Genomic DNA, 25748 nt, shown 5'->3' on the forward strand with positions numbered 1-25748 from the left:
CGATGTATGAAGCAGTCTATGAACTAACTTAATTTTTAATGATCCATTTTTAAACAGCGTTTCTGCTGTTACATTCCAGTAAGAAATTCCAATAGTTTTTCCATTGCCCGGCCTCTGTGGCTAATCTGGTTTTTTTGTTCCATCGACATCTCCGCGAATGTAATATCGTAACCATCTGGTTTAAAAATAGGATCATAACCGAAGCCTTCCGATCCCGATTTTCCTTCTGTAATCGTTCCGTTTACAATACCTTCAAAAAGGTGTTCCTTGCCGTCTATAATTAGGGAAATAACGGTTCTGAATCTTGCTTTTCGGTTAGATTCTCCTTTAAGCTTTTCAAGAACCAGTTCAATGTTTTTTTCAGGATCCCGACCTCCGGCATATCTGGCAGAATAAACGCCGGGTTCATTATTTAAATATTCTATTTCAAGACCGGTATCATCGCCAAAGCAATCTTTCTGATAATTGTTATAAACATATTTGCTTTTTATCGAAGCATTTTCTTCAAGCGTCGTTCCATCTTCCACAATATCTTCTGTACAGCCAATATCTGTTAGGCTGATAATATTGAAATTCCCGTTTACTTTAGACTGCACTTCTGCAACTTTATGTTGGTTATTTGTTGCAAAAACTAAATCTCTTTTTGTCATATCTTAAAAAAGTTTCAGAACGTTCCAGTAAGTTCTTTTTTTATTGTCATCATTAACCATTTGCCTTAAGGACCATGTCCCTAAAAATTTAATGCCATTAACTTCTAACAAAGTATTAGAAGTTAAACCCTGCATGCCTAAAATGCTAGGGTTTATTCCATAGGTTAAGATCTTATTGCAGGCAAAAAAGCCCTTTAAATTATCGACGTTGTAATTGCTGTGTCTGGCTAAATTAAGGATCGCAATATCTCTAAGCTCTAATTTTTTTGCTGATAAAATCCTAAGCAGGAAGATCAAATCGGTTTGATTTAAAAACTCCTCTTCAGGGTCATTAACAATTACCAAAACAGATTGGTTGTTTTCTCCTAAGTAATTGAAAACAGGGGAAGATTTCTCCTGATGATTGTTCCCTGTTGAAGGAATATCTTCCACCGGTTTTATTTCTTTCTGGATATTACTTGCAATCTCATCTTTAAAAACATAGATTTCTTCATTAAGGAGTAAACTCAAAGCTAGAGCATTTTCTGTTTTTAAAGTTTCCATTCGTCAAATTTACATAATAAACATAAATTTTGATAGTTAACTCAGAACTTCATTTCGGAGAAGGAATAATAGGGTGCTGAAGGAAAATATCTTAAGATTTTTCTCTTAACTGTTTCGTTTCTTCTAATGGGACAGTATTTCTTCGTCAAAAATATCCACTATTATTTACTAGTATAAGGTTTATGGATAATGGTTGCTTTTTTTATGGTCTGTTGAATTTTATATAAACGAGTGGCCATTTCAAAACGTTCTTTATAAGTATGTTTTAGGCCTTCTTTCAAAAGTTCCAGCTCTGCATCATCAAATGTTTTTTTCTTCTTTCATGATAGAGACATGTTATCAACTTTGTTAAAGTACATGCAATATCCAAATTGATCCATAGCGTATACATCCTTTTTTAATAAATGTTTACTAGTGTTAAAAATGGTTAAAACGCTAATGTTGCAATAAAAACAAATTAATTTAGTTAAAAAAATAGCATCTTTACAATCTTATAGATAGAGCTTTAGAAGCTATAACTGCAACGTTGATGAGGAGAATGTTTGACAAACTATTTTTACTTTTCGGTATTTCTTTAGCGATCTCTTCCTGTCGTTTCTTTGATAAAAAGGATGAGCCTATAGCAAGAGCATTTGATGAATATCTCTACAAAAAAGATGTTGCTGGTATTGTTCCGCATAATGTACATGGAAATGATAGCATTGCCATTGTAAAAGCGTTTATAGATCAATGGCAGCAAAATATAGTTTTATTAAAGAAAGCCGAGCGGAATGTCAGTTTAGACGAAAGGTCCATTCAGGAACAGTTGGAAACCTACAAAAGAACTTTAATAAGGTATCAATACGAGCAGGAACTGATACAACAAAAATTAGATACCATCGTTAGCGAAAAAGAAATAGAGGAGTACTATAATCAGCATAAAGATATTTTCTTGTTGAAAAAGCCAATACTGAAGATTTCTTATATTAAATTACCTGAAGGAGCTCCGAAGGTAGAGATGGTGAAAAAGCTTTTCGTTTCTAAGGATGTAAGTGACAGGGATTTATTGGAGAAATATTGTTTTAAGTATTCACCTTCCTTTTCTCTTTTAGATACAAACTGGCATTATATAGACGATTTATCCAAAAGTTTGCCTTTGAATCAGTTAGGAGAGCATAATTTTCAGACTTTGAATCGCATTTTTCAAATTTCTGAAAATAATACATTATATCTCCTAATTTTGCGGGACTCTAAATTTAGAGATAGTCTTTCCCCTTTGACTTTCGAAAAGGAGAATATAAGAAATATGATATTGAATCATAGAAAATTGAAATTAATTAGCCAAATGGAACGAGAAGTTTTTCTTGAGGCACAAAAAAACAACGAATTAGAAGTATATTAGCCATAGATGAAAAGATACTTAGTCATAGCGCTGCTTATAATGAGCAGTAATTTATTTGCTCAAAAGAAAGTAATAGATAAAGTTGTTGCTGTTGTTGGTGACAATATTATTTTACAGTCAGAAGTTGAGCAACAATACGCACAATACATTTTGCAGGGCACAAAACCAGATCCTAATATCAAATGCTATATTATGCAAAGTATGCTTAGCCAAAAGTTGTTGACCAAGCAGGCTGCCATTGACTCTATTGTAGTTGAAGATGGCGATGTAGATAACGAAGTGGAAAGAAGGATGCGTACCATGATAACCAGAGCGGGTGGCGAGCAACGGTTGGAGGAATTTTTGGGAAGACCTGTTATTTTGTATAAAGATGAGATCAGACCAGATATTCGGGAACAATTGGTAGCGCAGAAAATGCAGGCGAAAATTACCGAGAAAGTTGAAGTAACTCCTTTAGACGTAAGACGTTTTTATCAGGCTATTCCAAAAGACTCTTTACCGGTATACAATACAGAAGTTGAAGTGGGAGAAATAGTTATTTATCCTAAACTTACCAAAGAGGAAAAGGAAACCTATAAAGATAAACTTGAAGCTTTAAGATTAAGGATTAAAAACGGAGATAGCTTTGCTACCCTGGCGAGATTGTATTCGCAAGATCCGGGATCTGCCAGAGACGGTGGAGAGTTGCCTTTTTTTGACAGAAATACCATGGCAAAGGAATTTACTGCCTGGGCATTTAAACTAAAACCGGGAGAACTGTCTCCGGTATTCGAAACAGAGTTCGGTTTTCACTTTTTGGAAGTTCTGGAGAGGAGAGGGGAAAACGTAAGAGCAAGGCATATTTTAATTGTTCCTGATAGTCCCCCCGCAGCACTGGAACGGGCAAGAGTTGAAATAGATTCTATTTACCAAAAAGTAGTTGCCAAAAAAATGGATTTCTCCGCGGCTGCTTCTCTATATTCGGGAAATAACGATACAAAGTATAATGGCGGAATGATCTTAAATTACGAGAGTTCCAACAGAACAACTTATATTCCAACCGATAAATTGGATCCGTCTATTTTCCTGGTTGTAGATACCATGAAAGTGGGAAGCTACTCTAAACCAGATGTATTTACTGATAACAGAGGTAAAAAGGGATATAGATTTTTATATCTGAAAACTAAAATACCACCACATACTGCAAACTTAGAGCAGGATTTTCCCAAGATCAAGGAAGCTGCCTACGAAGAAAAGACAAGTAAGGTAGTAAGTGATTGGTTCGAAAAAAGAAGAAAATCTACTTACATAAGAATAGATAAAGATTTTAATAATTGCGATATATTAAAAGATTGGATAAAGGATACAGCCGTTTCTGCAAATAATGAGTAAATACAGTTCTGAAATAGAAGGAATCAAGGCATTAAACCAAGCCTATCACGATATTAGAAATGAAATTTCTAAGGTTATTGTTGGACAGGATGAGGTGATTAAGTTTGTTTTGGTTTCTATTTTCAGTAATGGGCATTGTTTGTTAATGGGTGTTCCGGGTTTGGCCAAAACTTTATTGGTACAAACCGTATCCCGAGTGTTGGATTTAAGTTTTCATCGTATCCAGTTTACACCTGATTTAATGCCTTCAGATATTGTAGGAAGCGAGATTTTGGGAGAAGACAGAACTTTTAAATTCATCAAAGGTCCTGTTTTTGCAAATATTATTTTGGCTGACGAAATCAATAGAACTCCACCTAAAACTCAGGCAGCTTTATTGGAGGCAATGCAGGAAAAAAGTGTTACAGCTGCCGGAATTACTCATCAATTGCCAAAACCATTTTTTGTTTTGGCTACTCAAAACCCTATAGAGCAGGAAGGAACTTATCCGTTGCCTGAGGCGCAATTAGATAGGTTTATGTTTAATGTGCATCTTACCTACCCCAGTTTTGCAGAGGAACTGGCTATTGTAAAGAATACAACCGGTACTCAGGTACAGGAACTTAATAAAATTATAACAGCGGCAGATATCTCAGCCTTTCAGCAGTTGGTAAGAAATATCCCCGTTGCAGATAATGTACTGGAATATGCGGTAAAACTTGTTGCTAAAACAAGGCCGCAAACAGATTTGTCTGCAGAGATTGTAAATCGGTATATAAGTTGGGGAGCGGGACCAAGGGCTTCTCAGTATTTAGTTATTGGAGCGAAATGCCATGCGGCCATCCAGGGAAAATTTTCTCCGGATATTGAAGATGTGCAGGCGGTTGCTACAACAATTTTGAGACATCGTTTGGTTAAAAACTATAAAGCCGAAGCAGATGGAATCAGCATAGAGCACATTATTAAGCAAGTGTTGTAAGTGCCGTTGATAGCCTGTGGACAATAGTTCTGAATACCGAAATCTGATAGGTGATGGTCTGTAGTTTAATTTCCATCGTTCAGAGCATAAAGTTAATCACTTAGAAAGCCAATCTCTTTGATAAGAAACATACGAAGTTTTCATTAGGTGATGAGCGATAAACTTCGTATGTTTTAGAGGGGCGATAATTAAAGTATGTGCCTATTGTGTTTGCCTTCGGCAAATTCTTCAATCATCTTCGTATTAAATGCAGGAATATCTTTTGGCGATCGACTGGTTACTAGTCCTTTGTCTACAACTACTTCGCTGTCTTCCCAGTTTACGCCTGCATTAATTAAGTCTGTCTTTATAGAAGGATAAGAGGTCATATTTTTACCTTTCAGTTCTCCGGTTTCTATTAATAATTGCGGGCCATGGCAAATCGCCGCAACAGGTTTTCCGCTTTCCATAAATGCCTTTGCAAAGTTTACACAATCTTCGTTTTTCCGCATAGTATCGGGATTCATTACACCGCCTGGAATAAACAGACCATCATAATCTTCGGGATTGGTATCAGTTAATAATTTATCTACTTTCACTTCAATGCCCCAATGGTCTTTATCCCATGCTTTAATGGTATCCTTTTGTGGAGATATAACATGTACAGTCGCTCCAGCTTCCTGTAAAGCATTTTTTGGTTCTATTAATTCCGATTGCTCAAAGCCATTCTCGCTTAAAATTGCAATCTTTTTATTGCTTAATGCTGCCATCTTATTAGTTTTTTATAGGTGAAATTATAGGGGATAATCCTGCAAAGACCAAACCAAAATAATAGGGATGGCGTTTTAAAGTAGGGGGCAAGGGACTAAAGTTGTTGCTTATGGTTTCGTGATTTTCTGTCCGTAGAGTTAAGCCTAGCGTCTCTACGGATATTCAAATAAACGGGAGTTTTGAACTTCTTTATCTTATTTGGATTTCTGAATTACTTTATACCGGTACAGCGCACTTTGTGCGTAACGAGTCGAAGACTGTTAGCCATTACTCGTTGTTCGTTCATCGTTATTCGATAAACGAACAACGAAACTCGACAGACGGAAACCAAACTTCGGTCGTCGGTCTCCCAACTTACTGTCATTCCATATACATATCAATAATAACATTCCATTTACCAGTAGCTTCTTCTATTTGCCAGGCTCGAATGTACTCATATTGTTTACCCGAAACAGTAGCTTCTCCGTAAGTAAATGCTAAATCACCGCTAAAAGCTCTAAGCACTCCTTTAGGTTCAGATTTAAATGTTAGCTTATTCTTAAGTATGAAGTTTAGGCTTTCTTCCAGACTGTAAGTAGGATATTTGTCTGGAAAATAAATTCTGACGTTTGTATCGTAGAATTCACTGAAATATTTATTGCCGTTTTTAGATCCTAATCTCTTCCCAAATAACTCATCAGTTCCAAATACGATATCATCACGCATTTGTGTCTTTTGAGGGCCAATCAGCTTGTAAAATTCCTGGTTTTTAGGTTCGAAATAATCAAACTTAGTCTCCCTGATGAGTTGAGGCTGGAAGGTTTTGGCATGGTACAGAAGTTTCCATTTACCATTCTCGTTTTTCCAGACGTTTAGATATACCCCGAACTTTTTCTTGCCAAGTTCGGTAAGTTCAAATCTGCCGCTGGTAAAGCCTAAATCCGCTTTTTTAGATATACGGGCATATTCAGGCTTCCATTCAAGATCTTCGCCAGAATCCTTTTGTTTTGTTTTCTTAAAATTTGTGTGAATAGAAACCGGAGCCGGCTGAAAAATGAGCGCATTATCTGCAGCGTATTTTAGAAAGGCATTAGGAACGCCTGTTCTGAAAAGTGCGAAATTTAAACTCTCATCGGCTTCAACCAATGATTTAACATTATTGCCCGCCTTTTGAGCAACGCCCGCTAAACAAAAAAATAGAATGAAGTTTACAAATAAAAGAGCTTTCCGAATCATCTAATACCCAACAAAATTAATCTATTTATGTTTTTGACCAGGTTGTACCTTCTTTACTGTCCTTTAGCTGATAGCCTATCTCTTGTAAGCCAATTCTTATCTTGTCGGAAGTAGCATAATCTTTTTTCTCTTTGGCTTCTTTTCTGATATTAATCAAAAAGTTCATTAAAGGCTCAATCTCGTTTCCTTCACTAAGTTCGTCTTTTAAACCCAATATGTTATGTACATATTCATTTAATAGAGATGTTAATCCGATAAGATCAGCTTCGGAAATTGAAGTCTTTCCATCGTATATCGAGTTAATCGTTTTAACAACATCAAATAACTCGGCAATAAGAATAGGCGAATTAAAATCATCATTCATTGCCGATTCAAATCTCTGCTCAATCGCTTTCAAGTCTACTTCACTTGTTTCCGAAACCTTTAATTTATCTAAAAGTCCCAGCGCATTCATTAAACGTTTAAAGCCTTTTTCGCTGGCATCCAACGCTTCGTTAGAGAAATCTAAAGTACTTCTATAATGTGCCTGAAGCATAAAGAACTTAACAACCATAGGGCTATAGCCTTTATTTAACAGCTCATGTTGCCCAGTAAAAAGTTCATGAGGTAAAAAGCTATTACCTAATGATTTAGACATTTTTTGTCCATTTACAGTAAGCATATTGGTATGAATCCAATAATTAGCAGGATGTTTTCCGCAGGCAGCTACGTTTTGGGCAATTTCGTTGGTATGATGAGTAGGTGCTAAATCCATTCCACCTCCATGTATATCAAATTGCTCGCCCAAATATTTCGAGCTCATAGCAGAACACTCTAAATGCCAGCCCGGAAATCCCATTCCCCATGGAGAAGGCCATTGCATCAGGTGTTCGGGTTTAGCTTTAATCCACAATGCAAAATCCAGTTTTCCATGTTTCTGGTCCTGTCCACCCAATTCGCGGGTGTTGTTTAATAAATCTTCCAGTTTTCTGCCATTCAACACTCCATAATTATGATGCTGATTGTATTTTTCAACATCAAAATATACAGATCCATCAACCTCGTAAGCCAAGCCTTTAGCTAAAATGGTTTTTACCATTTCTATCTGCTCAATAATATGTCCGGTGGCTGTAGGTTCGATACTTGGAGGTAATACATTGAAAACCTTCATCATATCGTGGAAACCATTGGTATATGTTTGTACAATTTCCATTGGCTCCAAAGAAGCCAGCTTTGCCTTTTTAGAAATCTTGTCTTCTCCCGAATCACCATCTCCTTCCAAATGACCCGCATCGGTAATATTTCTTACATATCTAACCTTATAGCCCAAATGCATAAGATAGCGGTAAATCAGGTCAAAAGAGATGAAAGTCCTGCAGTTCCCCAAGTGGACATCGCTATATACGGTTGGCCCGCAAACGTACATTCCTACATACGGTGGATTTATTGCCTTAAACTCTTCTTTCTTTCTGGAAATGGTATTGTAAATAAAAAGACTATCGTACATGGTTGCAAATCTACAAAAAATGTCGAAGCATTAGCATGACGAATGAGGAGCTGTTGTTGATGGTAGATTTGTTGTCTTTCGTTTATCGTTGTTCGTTTGTCGAGTTTCATTTTCCGTTTATCAGCAGCGGACAATGAATATCGAACAACAAATAACACTTCGGTCTCCCGTCCCCAGACTTCGGACTATTTGCCAACACTCACATCCACTCTCACCGGATAATGATCAGAATATGCTTTTTTTATAATCTTATAAGTATGGATATCGAAGTCTTTAGTAGTTAAGATATAGTCTATCTGGAAATTTGGGAAATCGCCATTATAGGTTCTGCCGATACCAACTCCTTTTTCAATAAAGCTATTCTTTAGATCTTTGCTGATCTGGTTTACACTATATGAAACCGGAGTATCATTAAAATCGCCCATAATAACGAAAGGAGTCTTGCAGCTATCGGTGTAGGATTTTAATATTTCTACTTGTTTAGCCCTGCGGACAAAGGCAGATTTTAGCCTGGACAGAATCCGCCTGCCATGTTTAATATCTTCATCCTCCGTCTTCATGTTTGATATCCTCTTGAAATAGTAATAGTCAACAGGAGCGAAGGCGATAGAAGCCAGATGTATAGTGTAAATTCTAAAAACCTTATTGTTCTTCTTTACATCTATCCACAGTCCGTTATTAGAACCTTTTGGATCTAGTTCGGTTAATTTGCCTTTATTGACGATAGGTAATTTACTGAATATGGCTATACCCATAGATTCATAATCATTACCACTGGTACTATAGAAATAATAATCTTCGGTACCTAAAATTTTACGGATATTATTCTCGCTCTTTAATTTACCCTTTTTTCTGGTTAGAAACTCCTGAATTGCTATAACATCGGGTTGCTCTTCGTTTATAAGATCTAAAATATTATTCCTTGCATTAGAGTCAACTTCCGAACCAAATTGTTTGAAATGATGCACATTGTAGGTCATTAAGCGAACAGAAGAAGAATCCCTCAAATAATGAGCTGTCTCTTTTTTCCTTAAACCAATTGTTCTGGTAAGGTTTTGATATCCAATTAAAATAGCTAAAAAAGAAAGAAAAGCATACCAGCGTTTTTTTATAGCCCATAACAGTATAAAGCAGATATTAGCGAGAAGTATAAAGGGATAAGAAAGCCCTAAAAAAGCCAAAAACCAATACTTTTCCGGACTAATTGTTGTCGCTAAATAGCTTAGAAGCAGTAAAGCAATGACAATTAGATTAAAGAAAAGAATTGATTTATCTAAATAGGAATTTCTCTTATTCTTCTTCATTTCCCCGACTCGCTCTAAATAGCGTGTTTTTCTCTTTTTTGCTTAATGAATTATAACCCGACTGAGAAATTTTGTCTAAAATAGCATCTACAGTTTCCTGATTAGGCAATTGATCGTTATTAGACGGTGACTCTACATCGAAATTTTTCGATACAATTTTAAGCTTTTTTCTTGGCTTAAATACATTCTCGAAAACTTTGCTCCAATCTTTGCCATTCTGAAGCGATTTGATGTAAAAGAAACCGAACAACGCTCCGCCCAGATGGGAGAGATGCCCGCCTGCGTTTGAGCCAGCCAGGCTAATTACATCAATAATTATAAAAACTAAAGCCAGCCATTTTAATTTGACAGACCCGAATAATAATAACTGTATAGAATAATTAGGCAGAAGTGTAGCCGTTGCTATAACTATTGCGCTTACAGCTGCAGACGAACCCACAGCTATAGACGTTGGTGCAGAATCTTTAAAAGCAGGAATCAAATTATAGCAAATGATATAAAATGCAGCTCCCGAAATCCCGCCTAAGATATATAAGAAAGTTAGTTTTTTAGGGTTTTGAAAACCTTCAAAAATTTTACCCATCCAAAACAACCAAAGCATATTAAATAAAATATGCCAAATACCTTCGTGGACGAACATATAAGTGAAAGGAGTCCAGAATCTGTATAATAGACTATGTAAGTTTGCAGGAACTCCCAGATATTCGTAGGTAAAAAGGTCTATCCCTCCCTGTTTAAAAAACAATAAACTTACAAGAGATATGATAGACAGCATTAAAAATACGATAACATTAATCCCGATAAACAAATTAACCTTGCTTCCAGAATTAAAAACTTTGTATTTGAGCTCGTTATACGTATTCATGATCTTATATTTTACATGTAAAAATCACCAGGCCTACGAATTCGCCATATTTTAATCAGTATATATCCAAAAATCATTCCCCCGATATGCGCGAAATGAGCGACATTATCGGAAGGGTTATTTGCTATACCACTATATAACTCAAAAAGTCCATAAAGTATTACAAAATACTTCGCTTTTATTGGTAAAAAGAAGTATAGATATATCAAAGCATTAGGAAACAACATTCCAAAAGCGAGCAGTAGCCCAAATACAGCACCCGAAGCTCCAACAGTTGGAAAGAAAAGCGCGGCAGTATATGCTGCTGCTTTTGGATCACTGTACATCATTCCCTGTTTTACTACATTCGCTCCGTTAGTTAGCACTTCATGTATAGTAGCGGCAGATAAATTTTGTTTCAAAGCCTGAACCTCTACATATTGAACTCCTAAGTGTAGACATGCAGCTCCTAAACCCGTTATTATATAATATTGTAAAAACCGTTTAGAACCCAAATAGTTTTCCAGCACAGAACCAAACATCCATAAAGCCAGCATATTCGAAAAAATATGCATAATGTCTCCATGCATGAATAGGTGTGTAAAGATTTGCCATATCCTGAAATTAGGAGATTCGAAATAATATAATCCCAATAATCTGTTTAAGTCTAGTCCCAGGCTGCCACCAAATACGTTGGTTGCCAAAAACATAATACCATTAATGATTAAAAGATTTTTAACCACAGGTGGAAAAAAGGTGTTGGATAAGGGTCTAAACTCTCTCATATTTAGCTTTTATTAAAGCGTTCCGCTAATTCGTCTAAAGTTATTTTTATAATAATTTGTTTTCCCGAAATAGAAATCCCCGGAATATTGCAAGCAAACAACTGATCTATCAGATTATTCATTTCTTCCTGCTTTAAAACAGTCCCTGCTTTTATTGAAGCATTTTTAGCCAGTGTTCTTGCTAAGTTGTCTCTTTTATCAAGTTTTAAAGTACTATAGTTGTTTTTAAAACCTTCAATAAGTTTTTCCATCATTTCGGCCAGATTATGGTTTTCTGGGATATCAGCCGGAACACCTTCTATAACAAGGGTGTTTTTGCCAAATTCTCTGATTTGGAAACCCAAAGCATGAAAAGAAGGTAATAGTTCATTAACTAGAGCAAAATCCATCGCATTTAACGTAATGGTCTGCGGAAATAAACTCTGTTGGCTTAATCCTTTATGACTTTCAAGTTGTTCCAGGAATTTTTCGTACAATATCCTTTCATGTGCAGCTTGCTGGTCTATCAACATAAATCCCGATTTTATTTGGGAAATGATGTATTTCTGATGGATCTGAAAAAGGTTTCTATTGTCGGCTACGGGAGATTCTACAGAATCTTCCTGATTTAAAGAAACAGTTGTGGTTACCCCCAAATCCAAAGGGATTTGCTCCGCCTTTTCCTGTTCAACGATATTGTATAAAGTAGACCAATTGCCCGAACCAGAATTGGTTCTTTCTGCAATAGCCCTAAAGTTATCTGATTTTGATTTTACTGTAGAGACCTCATTCCCAAAGGGATTAAAATTTGGATTAAAACTGATTTGAGGCGGAGTGATTTCATCCAGGGGTTTGTGCGTAATCATTCTCTCGAAACCCGTTTCCTGGTCGAAATCCAGCGTTGGGGTAATATTGTACTTTCCTAACGACCTTTTTACTGCTGAACGGATAATGGCGTAAATCGCTTTATCGTCCTGGTATTTAATTTCCGTTTTCGTGGGATGTACGTTAATATCTATTCTGGATGGATCAATATCGATAAACAAGACATATAAAGGAAAACTATCTTCTGTTAGAAGCTCTTCGTAAGCGGCCATAACAGCATGGTTGAGATATGGATCCTTTATAAACCTTTTATTGACAAAGAAAAACTGGTCGCCCCTTGTCTTCTTTGCAAAAGACGGTTTACCGATAAATCCTTTCAATTGTATGATGCTCGTGTCTTCATCAACAGGGACAAGCCTTTCATTATAATTGTTCCCCAGCAGATGTATAATTCTTTGTTTTAATGTTGCCTGAGGGAGATGATAAACCTCCTGTCCGTCGTGATGTAAGGTGAAATGTATTTCCGGATGTGCCAGCGCAACACGCTGAAATTCGTCTATGATATGACGCATTTCTACGGCATTACTTTTTAAAAAGTTCCTTCTTGCAGGAATATTGAAAAAAAGGTTTTTAACACTGATGGATGTTCCATTAGCACCAGCACATGGCTCCTGATTAATGACTTCGGAACCTTCTACAATAATAGAATTTCCAAGCTCATCTTCATGTCTTTTAGTTTTGATTTCCATTTGGGCAATAGCAGCTATAGAAGCCATTGCTTCGCCCCGAAAACCCATGGTGCGAATAGCGAAGAGATCTTCGGCTTTTCTTATTTTAGAAGTGGCATGTCGTTCCAGACACATTCTTGCATCTGTTGGACTCATTCCACAACCGTTGTCTATTATTTGTATAAGTGTTTTGCCCGCATCCTTAATAATCAACTGAATCTTATCAGCGCCAGCATCTATCGAGTTTTCGATCAGTTCTTTTACTGCGGAAGCAGGCCTTTGGACTACTTCCCCAGCAGCAATCTGATTAGCAACCGAATCGGGCAAAAGTTGTATGATATCTGACATAGAGCCGCTAATTTAAGTATTTTTTAGGGCTATTGAGTCATTAGGTTTTCAAAAACAAGGAATAAAAATCAGGTTTTTACATCGAAATATCGATACAACCAAAGGGAGTGTCTTGTCCGTCTACAAACTTTCTTTTTGAATAGGTCACGGATTTTATCTCGCTAAAATTTATATCGTTAAGCGCTGATTTAGGAACTATTTTTCCATTAATGGCAATCGGTCTTGTGATTAGCGGATAATCCAGGTTTTTTATCAGCGAAGCATTTTTAGTAAAAAGCTTATTCTCTATCTGATACTCAAAATCGGTTTTGTTATCTTCGATGATCATCAAAGGTTTTTTTTGTAAAACCAATCTGTTAGCTTCGTTTTTATCCGTAATGGTCTTTATAGAATTAAATCCTTTAATTTGAAAATCCTTATTTACCACCACACCGTTATATACTCTAACGAATGTTGTGTCGTTAGGATTTAGTTTAATAACAGAAAAAGCAGGTGTTTGGGCAAAGGATATTCCCCCGCAAAACATCATTATTAGTATAAATGTTATGATATTTGATTTCATAAACATGGCTTTATCTGTTATACGTGAAAATAGTCATTAAATTGTAAATAATGAATAAATTTTTGTTAAAAATATGTTAAGAGGTTTTTTGAGTACAGGTTTGTTTTGTTTGTTGCTGGCAATTCAGGCATGCGGACAAGAGCATAAACGGAATCAGATATGGGTAGAAGATCTGGAAACAGCAAATAAAAATACGGTAGTATTAAATAACGGATCTTCGCAAATTCCCTTAATTCATTTCGAAAAACTTCATGTCGCCAGTTTAAATCTTGGATTTAATAATATGGGTGTTTTAGACAGTATCTTCTCTAAATATAAAACCATAGATACTTTCTCTGTGGCAGATAATAACCAATTAGGGCTGGTAGACGATCTTAAACTGTATAATCAAATTGTGGTGGTTGTAAAGGATTCTTTGCTGCTGGATCAAGCCAATCTGGATATGTTGAAAGCACTAGAGGCAAAAAAGAACATTATTATAGCAATGTTCGGAAAAGGTAGTTACTTGCAGTATTTGAATGAAATAACCTCACCAATAATATGGAGTAGTTCTGAAGATGCGGTTGCCGCGAGTTTAGTAGCACAAATTATATGCGGTGGACGTGGTGTTCAGAATAAACTGGAAGAAAACTATTCTCCTAAATATGTGAAGGGAATGGGGGATGATGTTTTTCCGATACGATTGGCCTATTCTGTACCCGAAGAAGTCGGAATAAATTCTAATAACCTGTCGGAAATAGACAAGATCGTCAATAAGGCAATTGACGAGCAGGCTACTCCCGGTGCTGTTGTTTTAGTTGCTGTTAAAGGTAAAGTGATTTATAATAAAGCCTTTGGACATCCAACATACCAAGATAAACACCCTGTAGAGGTGAATGATATTTATGATTTAGCTTCAATAACTAAAATAGCGGCCACGACCATGGCGAGCATGAAATTATATGAAGAGGGAAAATTGAAGCTGGACGATATTGTAAGTAATTATATTAGCCGCACTAAAAAGACAGATAAAGCCAACATCAAAATAAAAGATATTCTGTTACATCAGGCTGGTTTTATCCCATTTATCCCGTTTTATCAGAATCTAAAACCAATGGACTATAGCCGGGATTCCAGTGCGGATTTTAGCGTAAAAGTAGCTGATAGCTTTTTTCTGAAGAAAGATTATTATAAAAATGTGATGTGGAAACAAATGCTTGAAGTCCCGTTGAAAACTCCCGGTAAATATGTATACAGTGATTTGAGTATGTATTACATGAAAGAGGTGATAGAGGGAATTACGGGTGAAACATTGCCGAAGTACGTTGAAGATAACTTTTATAAGCCGTTAGGAATGGATGCTACTTTATTTAATCCAAGAAATAGGTTTGATAAAAGTAGGATTATCCCTACGGAAAAGGATGAGTATTTCAGAAAAACATTACTTTGGGGATATGTTCATGATCAGGGCGCAGCCATGGCAGGCGGAGTTGCTGGGCATGCCGGACTTTTTTCGATAGCTACCGATTTGGCAACACTAGGTCAGATGCTTCTCAATAAGGGGGCATATGGAAGTGTTGAATATTTTAAACCCCAAACTGTGGAGTTGTTCACCTCCCGTCAATCTTCTGTAAGCAGAAGAGGCTTGGGATTTGACAGATGGGATCCTGATTTGAGCAAGAAATATCCATCAGAATTAGCTTCTCCCGAAACTTTTGGGCATACAGGCTATACTGGAACCTGTTTTTGGGTAGATCCGGCCCGCGAATTGATTTACGTGTTTTTGTCTAATAGAGTAAATCCGAAGGTTACGAATACATTGTTGCAGCTTAATGTGCGCTCAAATATTCAGGATGTAATTTACAAGGCAATAAACAATAAAAATGAATAATTTTGACCAGTAAACAAATTAGTGATATGAGATACTTGTATTTTTTTGCATTCGTGCTGATGACATGGGCTTGTTCTTCAAAAGTTCAAAACCCGGAAATCCAAAAATTAGAGAATAGACAAAATCTGCTTAAGCAAACTACAAAGCTAAATAACCTGAAATTAGATTTGGAGAAAGAGTTGGTAAAGGTTAATGACTATACAATAAAAGTAGAAGCAGCGAATGATAAGGCTGCCAAATCTGCCAAAACAGCGAAGTCGCTTTCAGAAGATATTAAGGCGAATCCGGGAGATTTAAAATTAGCTTCAAAAATGAATAGGGCATCAAAGAAAGCAGCCAGTGATGCTAAATCGGCAAGTCAGCTAAATGATAAATTAGGTAAGTCCAATGCTAAAGTGAAATCACTTCAAAAAGAGATTGCTAAGGTTGAGTCCACCTTAGCCGAACTCGAAAAGAGAATAGACTTTGTACCAAATACTAAGGAATAAAAAAAGCGGGGATTCCCGCTTTTTTTATTCCTCTCTTAGACGCTCGTCTGTATAAGTAATAGCCGTTTTTCCATGCGGAGCAGGTTCGCCGTTTTCATTTACACTTACAAACACAATTTTTTCAATAGTCAATATCGTTTTTAGAGTGATTTTATTTCTCACCTGACAGGTGAGTGTTAATGACGTCCGGCCGAAATGGACAGCTTTAATCCCCAGTTCGATAATATCTCCCTGTTTTGCCGAATTTATAAAATTGATTTCAGACATATATTTAGTAACACACCTATTTGTTCCTAATTGGATAATGGAATAAATGGCGGCTTCCTCGTCGATCCAGCTTAACAGACTACCTCCAAATAAAGTTCCGTGTGCGTTTAAATCCTCGGGTTTTACCCACTTTCTGGTATAAAAGTTCATCAGCAAAAATGTTTTTTAAAGATACGAAATCGTGTAAACGAACCTGAAAAATTAGATCTAAAGAGATGTTTTTCTTACAAACCTTTAACATTGTACCCGGCCAATTGTTGAATTTTTAAATTACTTTTGACACGTTTTATCGTTTTTATAATGAAAATTGGAATAGTTTGTTATCCTACATTTGGTGGAAGTGGTGTCGTTGCGACCGAACTTGGAAAGGCGCTTGCTGCTAATGGTCACCAGGTTCACTTTATTACTTATAGACAACCCGCCCGATTAGACTTCTTTTCGGAAAATTTATATTATCACGAGGTATCAGTTTCTAACTATCCATTATTTGATTACGCTCCCTATGAATTGGCATTATCCAGTAAAATGGTAGATGTGGTTAGATTTGAGAAGCTGGATATCCTGCATGTTCATTACGCTATTCCACATGCTTCAGCTGCTTATATGGCAAAGCAAATATTAGCAACTTTTGGAATAAAAATACCGGTTGTAACTACTTTACATGGTACAGATATCACTTTAGTTGGAAAGGACATGACCTATAAACCGGTTGTAACTTTTTCGATTAATCAATCTGACGGTGTAACGGCTGTGTCCGACGATCTGAGAAAATCAACCTATGATCATTTTGATATAATAAAGGATATAAAGGTTATTCCGAATTTTATAGACCTCGAAAGATTTAATCTTCAACCGAAAGACCACTTTAAAAAAGCAATAGCTCCATTTGGAGAGCGTATCCTTATACATACTTCCAATTTTAGAAAAGTAAAAAGGACACAGGATGTTATTCATATTTTTAAGAAAATACTGGACGTAATACCTGCTAAACTTTTAATGGTAGGAGATGGCCCCGAGCGTGTGAATTGTGAAGCCTTGTCCCGCGAATTGGAAGTATGTGAACATGTTAGATTTTTAGGCAAACAAGATGCCGTAGAAGAGATTTTATCAGTAGCAGATTTATTTTTAATGCCTTCCGAATCTGAAAGTTTTGGATTGGCGGCACTGGAAGCAATGGCGTGTAAAGTTCCTGTTATATCAAGTAATTCAGGTGGCTTGCCAGAACTAAATGTGGATGGAGTGACAGGTTTTATGAGTGCGGTTGGTGATGTTGAAGATATGGCGGAAAAAGCAATCCGTATTTTAAAAGATGATTCGCAATTGAAGGTTTTTAAAGAGAATGCACTCGCAAGAGCAAAAGAGTTCGATTTAAAATTAATTTTGCCGATTTATGAAAGCTACTATCAACAGGTAATTGACGAGTCTAAGTAATCCCAATAGCTTTAGAATAAAAAAATAAAGGCTTGCATTCTCGCAAGCCTTTATTTTTGGAATTATTGTTTTACAACTTTATAATAACTTATATCGTTGTTTTTGGTAAGCTGAATAAAGTATATTCCGGTTTTTTGGTTCTGTAAATCAATTTTAATTGACTGTGAGCCAATTTCCGTAATATTATTAATCTGTTTACCTAATGCGTCTGTAACTTTTACACTTACTATATTATAAGCGTTAGTGTCTAAATTGATGTTAACAAACGAAGTAGTTGGATTTGGATATACGTTGATATTTTCATTAGTATTACTTACGTATCTTACCATATCATTAAATACAGTAGTTTTCTTATTCAGATCAACCTGAACCAATCTATAGTAAGCGGAGTTACCCAAAGTTCTATCAAGGTAAGAGTAATTGCCGCTTCCTTTTGCCTGTACCTCGGTAAGTTTAAAGAAAGTCTTTCCGTCTAAACTTTTTTCAATGATAAACTTATCATTTGATAGCTCCATTGCTGTCGACCAGTTTATTAAAGCACCTTCCGTAGTCGCTTTAGCCGTGAAACTGGTTAAAGATACGGGTAAAGGACTAAGTGTTGATCCAAATGTGAAATTACCGAAAGTTGGATTGTCTATACTCGCAATCACATATTGAGGGGAAGTAGAAGACGATACTGAATTGCCTTGTGTTTCCCATTTAGAACTACCCGTATTAAACCATGAGACAACTGCCTCTGTTAAAGGAATATCTTGAAGACCGCTGGCATTTAAGTCAAAAGTATATAATTTCACTTTGGCAGCTAAGTCACCTGAATTGCGATTCAAAGACCAATATTCATTGCTGCTTACATGAGGAAGGCTCGCTTCTGTTGCCAGATTTCCATAAGCCGAAGGGAAATATTCAGCAGTAAAAGAAGAAGTTGTAGTTCCGGAAATACCAGTTAAAGCAATATATGCCGCCTTGTTTCCTTTACCAACGGGTATTAAAAGATCAGCACTTGTATTAACGTTATTAACAGTTACTGCACCATTAATAAAGTTTGCAATATCGTTTGTTGTAAGAACAAGTCCATTTAGTTGAAATCCTCCAGAAGGAGTTATTTTACCGGCTTCTAAAGTAAATGCTCCATTCACTTGAACGGGGTTATTCAAAGTGATTTCTTTATTTGGTGCATTTGCGGTGAAGTTAGTGAATTTCAAAATAGCACTGGTGTTACCTGTAACTCCGATAGTATTAGATTTGGTTAAAGTTATATCGCCCAGATTTTCATATATTCCTGGATCATTCTTAATAGAAATCAAATCAGTATCAAGGGTAAGTGCATCATCGTTTGCTTCTTGTAAAGTGGTATATGCCGTTCCTTGTGTGATGTTTTGAATAGGGAATAAAAGGTTCACTTTACCAAATAATTGATTATCGTCTTTATCTATGATTTTGGCATAAATGGAATTTAAATTTCCAGCTATATCATAATGTTCTTCTCCTGTTTTGCCATCTAATTGTGTGCTTGGCAGATCTATATCAGCAAAGGTAGGTGTACCAGATTCAATGTTGTATTTTACATAGTTGTCTGTTACGTTGTAGATATTACCTCCAACAAACCTTACATTGGCTGTTAACTGGCTAGACCCGGAAGCATTGTAAACTATACCATTATTTACATTAGTAATGTTATTGTTTTTTACTAAAAGTGAGCCTGTCGTATTTACATTATTGTTGAACCAGATACCCGTTCCGTCAAAGTTCACATTTTCGGTGTGTCTTGCATTGTAAAGACCATCGATGCTATTTCCTGATATTTCTCCGCTGTAAGTATTTTGAATGGATTCTATCTTAATACCAGTAAAAGTTGAAGAGGTCCCAACTAGGCTGGAAGATGAAATGGTATTGTTTCGCACAAACCATGGTGAAGCAGTTTGATATGCAAGGTTATAATAAACTCCTCTTGCTGCTATAATTTCATTGTTGTCTATATACGCTTGAAAGGTAGCTGCATTTGGGTTTGCTGCGTGAGCATTATTGATTTGCACTCCTGTTCTTACATCTTCTATTTTATTATGGCTGATTTGTGCGTAAGCGTTATCTGATGCTAATATGCCAATGAAAGCTGCTGATGCATCAGTTTGTATATTGCTTACATAGTTGTTTTTGATGATAATTCCTGAATATACAGTTGAAGAGTTTGGAGACGCATAAATACCATAAGACCAAGGAAAAGGGGTAGTCTCTGTAGAATTGTAATTTTTTACAATGTTATTTTGTACGGTTATGTTTCCCGCATCTTCTATGCCAATACCGAATGGGGTATCTATATCCTCGCCGTTAACAACTTTGTTTGATGTTAACGCAGGGTTGTTGCCATTAACTTCAAAACCATCAAAAGTACTGCCATCAGAACCAGCAGAAAAAAGAACCAGACTAGCTGAGTTACCACTTAAATCTACTATATGGGGTACAATTTTAGCTTCAGCAACTCTATCTGCTGCCGTTCCAATTTTTCCTATATTTGGCCCTTTAATAGTAAGCTGTTTGCTGATAGTGATTTTTTCTGCATAGGTACCTGCTAATACCTTTATTTCGTCACCCGCTGTTGCTCCGTCGATAGCTTCTTGAATCGTTGCATAATTCTCATCGGTAGTAACATTTTTTACAGGAAGATAATATTGCACTTCTCCAATGTTTGTGTCATCTTTTTTATCAAATATTTTACCATCTAATTCGGCTCTTTGACTAAGAGTCATATCAAAAGGAACCCTCATCTGACCATCAACAAAAAATTGGTTTTGGTCTGCTTTGATGTTTTTATCCCAATTAGCAGTGATGGTTTGGGTAATATTGCCTCCGTATTCAGGATAACCTGCCATAGCTGTGTTTCCTGCATCTTTACTAAGGTTAGCGTTGTCGTTATCTAAATAAATGTAATGGGATATATCAGTGTTAAAAATATTTGGCTTTCCTGTTTCACCAATAACAAAACTTCCAAATTGGGGCGAAGCGTTATCGTGATTGTAAAATGCTAATGCTTTACTATTTACCGAAAGTGGCACACCATTAAATGTATTGTTAACAATCTTGGCACTTATTGGCAATTTGGTGTTAACTGATGACGAAATGGTTTTGGTATTAACTGTAAGTATTTTAAAAGTATTAACCAGATTAGGAATTGGAGAAAATGTATTTCCGTCAATTTCAATATTCTGAAAATTTTCTAAACTCATTAACCAATAATTGTTTTTAACAGTATTGCCTTTAAACTGAAATGGCTTGTTGTTATCATTGTTTTTAAACCTCACTAAAGCAAAAGATGGATAACCGCCAAGAGTATAATCAAAAGTATTATTTACAATCACAGCCCCCGCAAAAGGCGCATTCGGTTCTGAAAACTCGATACCACCACCTTTAAATGTGTTATTTTTAAGAATCGTTTGGGTTGCAGATGTCTGAAATCTGTTAGTAACATCGTGATTAATTGTTTGGATAATGTTTCCATCAGAAATATTATCCCCACCAACTAAAAGGCTGTAATTATCTGCTGTGATTCCAGCTCTAAATGCCGCCACGTTATAGATTCCAGGCAAACTATAAGCGATTTCGGTACCTTGTACCGTAATTACGCCTAAATTATTGGAAGCATTGGTTACTCCAGGAATAGTCCGTCCCGAAATATTTGCTCCAATGGCATTCTGGTCTGTGTAACTCGCTGCATTAGTATTTGCGCTTCTCGTGGCGGTAATTTTGTTGTTTAAAATCTTCAGACCCGAAGCATCGCCCGAAGTAATAATTGCCGACCATATTTTAGCAAGGTCAACATCCATACTTAAGTTTTTTATTGTTACATTCTGAGCCGTTACTTTAAATAGAGTGGGCGTTGTACCTCCTGAAACTGCCCCTCCTGTATATTTTAAAGTACATGTGTTTTTATCCACGCCTTCAATAGTGAGGGGTTTATCAATAACAACAAGTTCATCATAAGTACCAGCAGCGATAATAATAACTGTAGAGGCTGAAGCCGTGTTAACTCCAGCTTGGATAGTTCTCTTTGCTGTTCCCAGACTAAGCCCGTCGCCAGAGTCATCTGGTCGGCTTGCATCAACATAAATTTGTGCCTTTATTCCAAAAGAACACAAGATTAGTAAAACTGTTAGAAAACAACAGTTTTTTAAGTAAAATTTTTTCATACTTTGGTTTATTGTTTTTTCGGATATAAATTTAAAGTGTAAAAAGTTGATAATCAATACCTATATGGAGGTATTGTAATTTTTTTATTACACTTTGAAATGTTGTCTAAAGGGGTTCTTTAAAAGAAACTAGACCGGATTGAAATACGGTATAGTTTAAAGAGAGGAAATTGAAGGCATAAAAAAGAGACTTTGTACAAAAAAAGTCGCTTTTTTTTCTAGTGTCGTGTCAACCATAAAATGTCATATGCGTTTGTCACTCCCGTTGGACGGGACAAGCTCTAAGGCTCATTCGCAGAGGCTTCGATTCCGGAAAGTCCTAATCGTGTGGACACAAAATAGGCTTACATTTCTGTTCGAGCAGAGGCTTTGTGCAAGACTAAAGTTTATCCAGAAAATAGATTTGATTTATTAAGTGGTATCCTATCCAAAGGGTTTGATCATATTGGTAACCCTTCCAGTGGAATTGCCCTCTTTTTTATTTGATTATGTTGTTGTTATAAAGTAGGGGTATAGTAAAGGAATAGGTATAGAATAGTACAAGGTATAAGCCGGATACCGTGGGGTATACGTGGATGAAAGGTGGACTATAGGTGGATTATAGGTGGAGTTATAAAATCTTGGTTTGGGTTAAATAGAAAAAAGTGAAAACTTTTAAAAGGCATTAAAGACAAGGGGATTAAACATAATTCCAATTACTAATATACGCAAAAATAAAGACAAAAGGTATATGTCCTGAAGACCTGTAGATTGGACTTTTAAGTTTTTACAGGGCCTTCCGGTAAAAAATTAGACTTTAAACAAAGAGGGGTTTAAAGGCTTATTTGCTTATCGCGGTGTTTCTACGGGAGACCCAGGGGATTTGTTGTTGTCCGGGTTTATGAATACCATCCAGATATTGCTCTGTTCAATCAGGCTTTTTCTGCAAGAAGCCCTTGCGCCAGATCATTGAAAGAGTATCCTTTTTTCGATAACGTATAGATTTTTAGGCAATGTTATCGCAGGGTCCTCTATGAGAGACCACTGCTCGGACAGTAGGATCTGTTATTGTTCGAGGCACTTATAAAATCGAATAAGAAAGGGGCTATCCAAACTTTTTGGACAAGCTCTTATCTTATTCGAGTTCCTAAATCATATCAGGCGCAGTGGTTTTGAGGTGATAATGAGTCGGAGACTCTTCGTTATTTAATAATCCGTAGTCTCCCTTTAGCTCTTTTCCTTCAGACAAGACTATGGACAGCATACTGCAACAGCATAATCGAAAGACTGGAGAAATATAGGGGCACCGCATTCCGGTTACTCAACAGCGATGTTGAGATAAAAATAACGGAAGCAGCGATGTTGGGATGTAGAAACAGTCTTCGGGAATATCAAACAGAACCACGGGTTCCGACGCTTTACGCTCTGTGGTAAACAAAAAGTCGCCATTGAATTGGGATTATCGGCAATTGCACAGAACTTAAGGAAAAAGCAGCTTAAAAAAAGCTGTTTTTTGATAGATGGTCGAGTAGGAAAGCAAAAAATATGCGATTCGGACGGATCTGTAAATAAACCACGACAGTTTCGCAGGATAAAACAAAAGGGCTATCTTCAGTATATGAGACAGGCCCTTTTTCCAGATAAAAATCTTATTTTATAAAGTGTTTCAACTGAATTATCTCATTCTCAGTAAGGAATCTCCATTTTCCTCTGGTGAGGTCCTTTTTAGTCAAATTGGCGTAAATCACGCGATCCAATTTTTCTACCTCGTAACCAAGACTTTCGAAAATTCTTCTAACGATTCTGTTTTTTCCACTATGTATCTGAATACCAATCTCTTTTTTCGTACCTCCAGAAACATAACTTACAGCGTCAGGTTTAATAAATCCATCCTCTAATTCAACACCAAAGGCTATTTTATTAAAGTCACCTTGTGTTAAGTTCTTACTTAGTTCAACGTTGTAAATTTTTGTAATATTATTTCTCGGATGAGAAAGCTTTTCTGCTAAATCACCATCGTTGGTCAATAGTAAAAGGCCAGTTGTGTTTCTGTCTAGTCTTCCAACTGGATATATTCTTTCGGATGTAGCATTTTTTACCAGCTCCATTACAGTTTTACGCTCCTGAGGGTCTTCTGTAGTTGTAATGAAATCTTTGGGTTTATTCAATAAAACATAAACCATCTTCTCTCTTTTCAAGAGTTGGCCATTATATTTAACTTTATCTGTTGTAGGGTTTACTTTCGCTCCTAATTCGGATACCACGACATCATTTACTGTAATCGCACCGGAAGTAATTAATTCATCAGCTTTTCTTCGAGAGCAAATTCCCGAATTGGCGATATATCTATTTAGCCTGATTTGGTCAGGTTCTTTTGGAGTCGAAGATTGTTGTGAAGTGTTTTTTCTTGATCTTAATCTAACCTGTGCGTCTTTTCTTTCCTCATATGGTTTCGGCTTCTCAAAATCATTTTCAAAAGGCTTTCTTCCTCCTTTTCTAAAACCATTATCACGTTGTTTGAAAGATTTTTCTTTATCAAATTTTTTATATCCTCTTTCTGATCTCTCCTGATTGGGGAAATTTCTATCTTTTTTACCTTCGAAATTAACATTTTCATTACCGTAAGTTCTTTTGGAACCGAAAGAATCCCCTTTTGAGGATCGATAAGGCTTAGAATCATTGAAGTCCCTTTGTTTGTCCTTGTCAAAGCTCCTTCTTTCACCTCGGTAACCATCTTTTTTTTCTGAATAGGGTTTATCAGAATAATCTTTTTTGAACGATTTCTTGCCCACATTTTCGGACTTGTCATCGCGACTTTTCCTGTATTTATCGAATGGCATCTTATGTTTTTTTAATAAAAAAATAGTAATCGGCAAAATTAAGCAAAATATACCATTAATCAATAATTAGCTTGCGTTTTTGCCTTAATAAAAGACTTGTTGAACGGCCTATAAATAAAGTGTTTTTTGTAACTGTTTGATTATCTGATGTATTTTCTTTATATTCGCAAACTTTTTTGGCTAAATGGTGTTAAAACAAGGATTATGGTAAAAAAAAGCGTAGTTACTTGTGGCCTGATGTTAATGGTTTGTTTAGGCATAAAAATGTTAGGTTACAGTTACTCTGTTGATTTTGGAGAAACACACGAAAATGTTACCAAAGTTGAAGTAAATAACGTTGCTAAAGAGGAGGAACACTTATTTAATTTCGCTGGTGAGATAGTCCCTTTAGGGGATGACAACATCCAGCAAAAAATGAAAAAGGCGTTAAGAGCAAACTCTTTCTCGAAGAGACAGAGTCTTAAATTGCACTATAGAGCGCATCAATTTTTTCCGATCATAGAACCGATTCTTGCAGAATACGGTATCCCTGAAGACTTCAAGTATATACCTTTAGTCGAAACAGAACTTCGGCATGGGCTTACTTCAAGAAAAGGGGCTTCTGGTATTTGGCAATTCATGCCGCAAACGGCAAGGTTGTATGGTCTGAAAGTGAATGAAGATGTAGACCAAAGGCATAATGTCCGATTGGCTACTGTTGCAGCTGCAAAGTACTTAAGAGATTTGTACAGTATCTTTAATAGTTGGACTTTGGTGGCAGCAGCTTATAATGTTGGCGAGGGAAGTTTAAAAAAATCTATTTTTAGCCAAAAAGAAGATAATTACTTCCGTCTTAAATTGAACAGGGAAACCGGTGTCTATGTATATAGTTTGGTATCCATGAAGGAAGTTATAGAAAATCCCGCCAGGTACGGTTATAAGATTAGCGAGCCAAGAAAGTTAATGGCGTATCAGCCAAATTAA

Annotated in this window: 20 protein-coding genes and 1 pseudogene; 8 read left to right on the plus strand and 13 right to left on the minus strand. The window is 36.3% G+C overall.

Annotation, left to right across the window (positions count from 1 at the left end; translation table 11 throughout):
- Positions 1–68 precede the first annotated feature (68 nt).
- Positions 69–650: a non-canonical purine NTP diphosphatase gene (locus PEDSA_RS17280; protein ID WP_013634455.1), complete on the minus strand. Its 582-nt coding sequence runs from the start codon at positions 648–650 to the stop codon at positions 69–71.
- Between the two features lie 3 nt (positions 651–653).
- Positions 654–1193: a hypothetical protein gene (locus PEDSA_RS17285; protein WP_013634456.1), complete on the minus strand. Its 540-nt coding sequence runs from the start codon at positions 1191–1193 to the stop codon at positions 654–656.
- A gap of 529 nt (positions 1194–1722) precedes the next feature.
- On the opposite strand from PEDSA_RS17285, the gene PEDSA_RS17290 reads away from it, so the two are divergent.
- From PEDSA_RS17290 to PEDSA_RS17300, 3 genes are read left to right on the plus strand one after another with little or no spacing between them, the layout of a single operon-like run.
- Positions 1723–2574, plus strand: a complete 852-nt coding sequence (locus PEDSA_RS17290) for a hypothetical protein (RefSeq protein ID WP_013634457.1) — start codon at positions 1723–1725, stop codon at positions 2572–2574.
- A 6-nt stretch (positions 2575–2580) separates the two neighbouring features.
- Positions 2581–3945: a peptidylprolyl isomerase gene (locus PEDSA_RS17295; RefSeq protein WP_013634458.1), complete on the plus strand. Its 1365-nt coding sequence runs from the start codon at positions 2581–2583 to the stop codon at positions 3943–3945.
- Positions 3938–4903 carry an AAA family ATPase gene (locus tag PEDSA_RS17300; protein ID WP_013634459.1) on the plus strand — a complete coding sequence of 322 codons (966 nt, stop codon included), beginning with the start codon at positions 3938–3940 and terminating at the stop codon, positions 4901–4903. Before PEDSA_RS17295 ends, PEDSA_RS17300 begins: the two co-directional genes overlap by 8 nt.
- A 188-nt stretch (positions 4904–5091) precedes the next feature.
- Here the strand turns inward: PEDSA_RS17300 and PEDSA_RS17305 are convergent, their stop codons facing one another.
- The 8 genes from PEDSA_RS17305 to PEDSA_RS17340 form a co-directional block, all read right to left on the minus strand.
- On the minus strand, positions 5092–5652 hold the full coding sequence (locus PEDSA_RS17305) for a type 1 glutamine amidotransferase domain-containing protein (protein ID WP_013634460.1): 561 nt from the start codon (positions 5650–5652) through the stop codon (positions 5092–5094).
- Positions 5653–6013: 361 nt separating this feature from the next.
- Positions 6014–6868: a hypothetical protein gene (locus PEDSA_RS17310; protein WP_013634461.1), complete on the minus strand. Its 855-nt coding sequence runs from the start codon at positions 6866–6868 to the stop codon at positions 6014–6016.
- Positions 6869–6893: 25 nt separating this feature from the next.
- Positions 6894–8354, minus strand: a complete 1461-nt coding sequence (gene cysS / locus PEDSA_RS17315; RefSeq protein ID WP_013634462.1) for a cysteine--tRNA ligase — start codon at positions 8352–8354, stop codon at positions 6894–6896.
- 185 nt (positions 8355–8539) lie between these two features.
- Positions 8540–9658, minus strand: coding sequence for an endonuclease/exonuclease/phosphatase family protein (locus PEDSA_RS17320; RefSeq protein WP_013634463.1), 1119 nt, complete (start codon positions 9656–9658; stop codon positions 8540–8542).
- Positions 9645–10523: a rhomboid family protein gene (locus PEDSA_RS17325; protein ID WP_013634464.1), complete on the minus strand. Its 879-nt coding sequence runs from the start codon at positions 10521–10523 to the stop codon at positions 9645–9647. Before PEDSA_RS17325 ends, PEDSA_RS17320 begins: the two co-directional genes overlap by 14 nt.
- 11 nt (positions 10524–10534) lie before the next feature.
- Positions 10535–11287, minus strand: coding sequence for a rhomboid family intramembrane serine protease (locus PEDSA_RS17330; protein ID WP_013634465.1), 753 nt, complete (start codon positions 11285–11287; stop codon positions 10535–10537).
- Between the two features lie 2 nt (positions 11288–11289).
- Positions 11290–13167 (minus strand): DNA mismatch repair endonuclease MutL, encoded by a 1878-nt coding sequence (gene mutL / locus PEDSA_RS17335; protein ID WP_013634466.1) that lies wholly within the window; start codon positions 13165–13167, stop codon positions 11290–11292.
- A gap of 76 nt (positions 13168–13243) precedes the next feature.
- Positions 13244–13729, minus strand: a complete 486-nt coding sequence (locus tag PEDSA_RS17340; protein ID WP_148233550.1) for a hypothetical protein — start codon at positions 13727–13729, stop codon at positions 13244–13246.
- A gap of 73 nt (positions 13730–13802) precedes the next feature.
- Between PEDSA_RS17340 and PEDSA_RS17345 the strand changes: the two genes are divergently transcribed.
- Positions 13803–15599 (plus strand): serine hydrolase domain-containing protein, encoded by a 1797-nt coding sequence (locus PEDSA_RS17345; RefSeq protein ID WP_013634468.1) that lies wholly within the window; start codon positions 13803–13805, stop codon positions 15597–15599.
- A gap of 26 nt (positions 15600–15625) precedes the next feature.
- Positions 15626–16087 (plus strand): hypothetical protein, encoded by a 462-nt coding sequence (locus tag PEDSA_RS17350; protein WP_013634469.1) that lies wholly within the window; start codon positions 15626–15628, stop codon positions 16085–16087.
- A gap of 24 nt (positions 16088–16111) precedes the next feature.
- Here PEDSA_RS17350 and PEDSA_RS17355 read toward each other — a convergent pair whose 3' ends face one another.
- A complete protein-coding gene (locus PEDSA_RS17355) occupies positions 16112–16504 on the minus strand; it encodes an acyl-CoA thioesterase (protein ID WP_013634470.1) in 393 nt (130 codons plus the stop codon).
- Positions 16505–16654: 150 nt separating this feature from the next.
- Here PEDSA_RS17355 and bshA point away from each other — a divergent pair, with 150 nt between their 5' ends.
- Complete coding sequence (gene bshA / locus PEDSA_RS17360) at positions 16655–17785, plus strand: N-acetyl-alpha-D-glucosaminyl L-malate synthase BshA (protein ID WP_013634471.1); 1131 nt, start codon at positions 16655–16657, stop codon at positions 17783–17785.
- 62 nt (positions 17786–17847) lie between these two features.
- Here bshA and PEDSA_RS17365 read toward each other — a convergent pair whose 3' ends face one another.
- Complete coding sequence (locus PEDSA_RS17365) at positions 17848–21966, minus strand: T9SS type A sorting domain-containing protein (protein ID WP_013634472.1); 4119 nt, start codon at positions 21964–21966, stop codon at positions 17848–17850.
- Positions 21967–23296: 1330 nt separating this feature from the next.
- Here PEDSA_RS17365 and PEDSA_RS20355 point away from each other — a divergent pair.
- Positions 23297–23605: pseudogene (locus PEDSA_RS20355) on the plus strand (transposase); the annotation flags it as partial.
- On the opposite strand, the gene PEDSA_RS17375 reads toward PEDSA_RS20355, so the two are convergent.
- Entirely contained in the window at positions 23595–24785 is a 1191-nt protein-coding gene (locus PEDSA_RS17375; protein WP_013634473.1) for a pseudouridine synthase, read from the minus strand. The pseudogene PEDSA_RS20355 and the gene PEDSA_RS17375 sit on opposite strands and share 11 nt — an antisense overlap.
- 204 nt (positions 24786–24989) lie before the next feature.
- On the opposite strand from PEDSA_RS17375, the gene PEDSA_RS17380 reads away from it, so the two are divergent.
- Positions 24990–25748 (plus strand): lytic transglycosylase domain-containing protein, encoded by a 759-nt coding sequence (locus PEDSA_RS17380; RefSeq protein WP_013634474.1) that lies wholly within the window; start codon positions 24990–24992, stop codon positions 25746–25748.

Source organism: Pseudopedobacter saltans DSM 12145 (genome assembly GCF_000190735.1).
GTDB lineage: Bacteria > Bacteroidota > Bacteroidia > Sphingobacteriales > Sphingobacteriaceae > Pseudopedobacter > Pseudopedobacter saltans.

Excerpts from the sequence above, each read along its gene's own strand:
- PEDSA_RS17280 (WP_013634455.1), bottom strand. The coding sequence starts at position 650 with ATGACAAAAAGAGATTTAGTTTTTGCAACAAATAACCAACATAAAGTT.
- PEDSA_RS17340 (WP_148233550.1), bottom strand. The coding sequence starts at position 13,729 with ATGAAATCAAATATCATAACATTTATACTAATAATGATGTTTTGCGGG.
- PEDSA_RS17310 (WP_013634461.1), bottom strand. The coding sequence starts at position 6,868 with ATGATTCGGAAAGCTCTTTTATTTGTAAACTTCATTCTATTTTTTTGT.
- PEDSA_RS17355 (WP_013634470.1), bottom strand. The coding sequence starts at position 16,504 with ATGAACTTTTATACCAGAAAGTGGGTAAAACCCGAGGATTTAAACGCA.
- PEDSA_RS17330 (WP_013634465.1), bottom strand. The coding sequence starts at position 11,287 with ATGAGAGAGTTTAGACCCTTATCCAACACCTTTTTTCCACCTGTGGTT.
- PEDSA_RS17350 (WP_013634469.1), top strand. The coding sequence starts at position 15,626 with ATGAGATACTTGTATTTTTTTGCATTCGTGCTGATGACATGGGCTTGT.
- PEDSA_RS17365 (WP_013634472.1), bottom strand. The coding sequence starts at position 21,966 with ATGAAAAAATTTTACTTAAAAAACTGTTGTTTTCTAACAGTTTTACTA.
- PEDSA_RS17325 (WP_013634464.1), bottom strand. The coding sequence starts at position 10,523 with ATGAATACGTATAACGAGCTCAAATACAAAGTTTTTAATTCTGGAAGC.
- PEDSA_RS17380 (WP_013634474.1), top strand. The coding sequence starts at position 24,990 with ATGGTAAAAAAAAGCGTAGTTACTTGTGGCCTGATGTTAATGGTTTGT.
- mutL (WP_013634466.1), bottom strand. The coding sequence starts at position 13,167 with ATGTCAGATATCATACAACTTTTGCCCGATTCGGTTGCTAATCAGATT.
- PEDSA_RS17305 (WP_013634460.1), bottom strand. The coding sequence starts at position 5,652 with ATGGCAGCATTAAGCAATAAAAAGATTGCAATTTTAAGCGAGAATGGC.
- PEDSA_RS17295 (WP_013634458.1), top strand. The coding sequence starts at position 2,581 with ATGAAAAGATACTTAGTCATAGCGCTGCTTATAATGAGCAGTAATTTA.
- PEDSA_RS17345 (WP_013634468.1), top strand. The coding sequence starts at position 13,803 with ATGTTAAGAGGTTTTTTGAGTACAGGTTTGTTTTGTTTGTTGCTGGCA.
- cysS (WP_013634462.1), bottom strand. The coding sequence starts at position 8,354 with ATGTACGATAGTCTTTTTATTTACAATACCATTTCCAGAAAGAAAGAA.
- PEDSA_RS17320 (WP_013634463.1), bottom strand. The coding sequence starts at position 9,658 with ATGAAGAAGAATAAGAGAAATTCCTATTTAGATAAATCAATTCTTTTC.
- bshA (WP_013634471.1), top strand. The coding sequence starts at position 16,655 with ATGAAAATTGGAATAGTTTGTTATCCTACATTTGGTGGAAGTGGTGTC.
- PEDSA_RS17290 (WP_013634457.1), top strand. The coding sequence starts at position 1,723 with ATGAGGAGAATGTTTGACAAACTATTTTTACTTTTCGGTATTTCTTTA.
- PEDSA_RS17285 (WP_013634456.1), bottom strand. The coding sequence starts at position 1,193 with ATGGAAACTTTAAAAACAGAAAATGCTCTAGCTTTGAGTTTACTCCTT.
- PEDSA_RS17300 (WP_013634459.1), top strand. The coding sequence starts at position 3,938 with ATGAGTAAATACAGTTCTGAAATAGAAGGAATCAAGGCATTAAACCAA.
- PEDSA_RS17375 (WP_013634473.1), bottom strand. The coding sequence starts at position 24,785 with ATGCCATTCGATAAATACAGGAAAAGTCGCGATGACAAGTCCGAAAAT.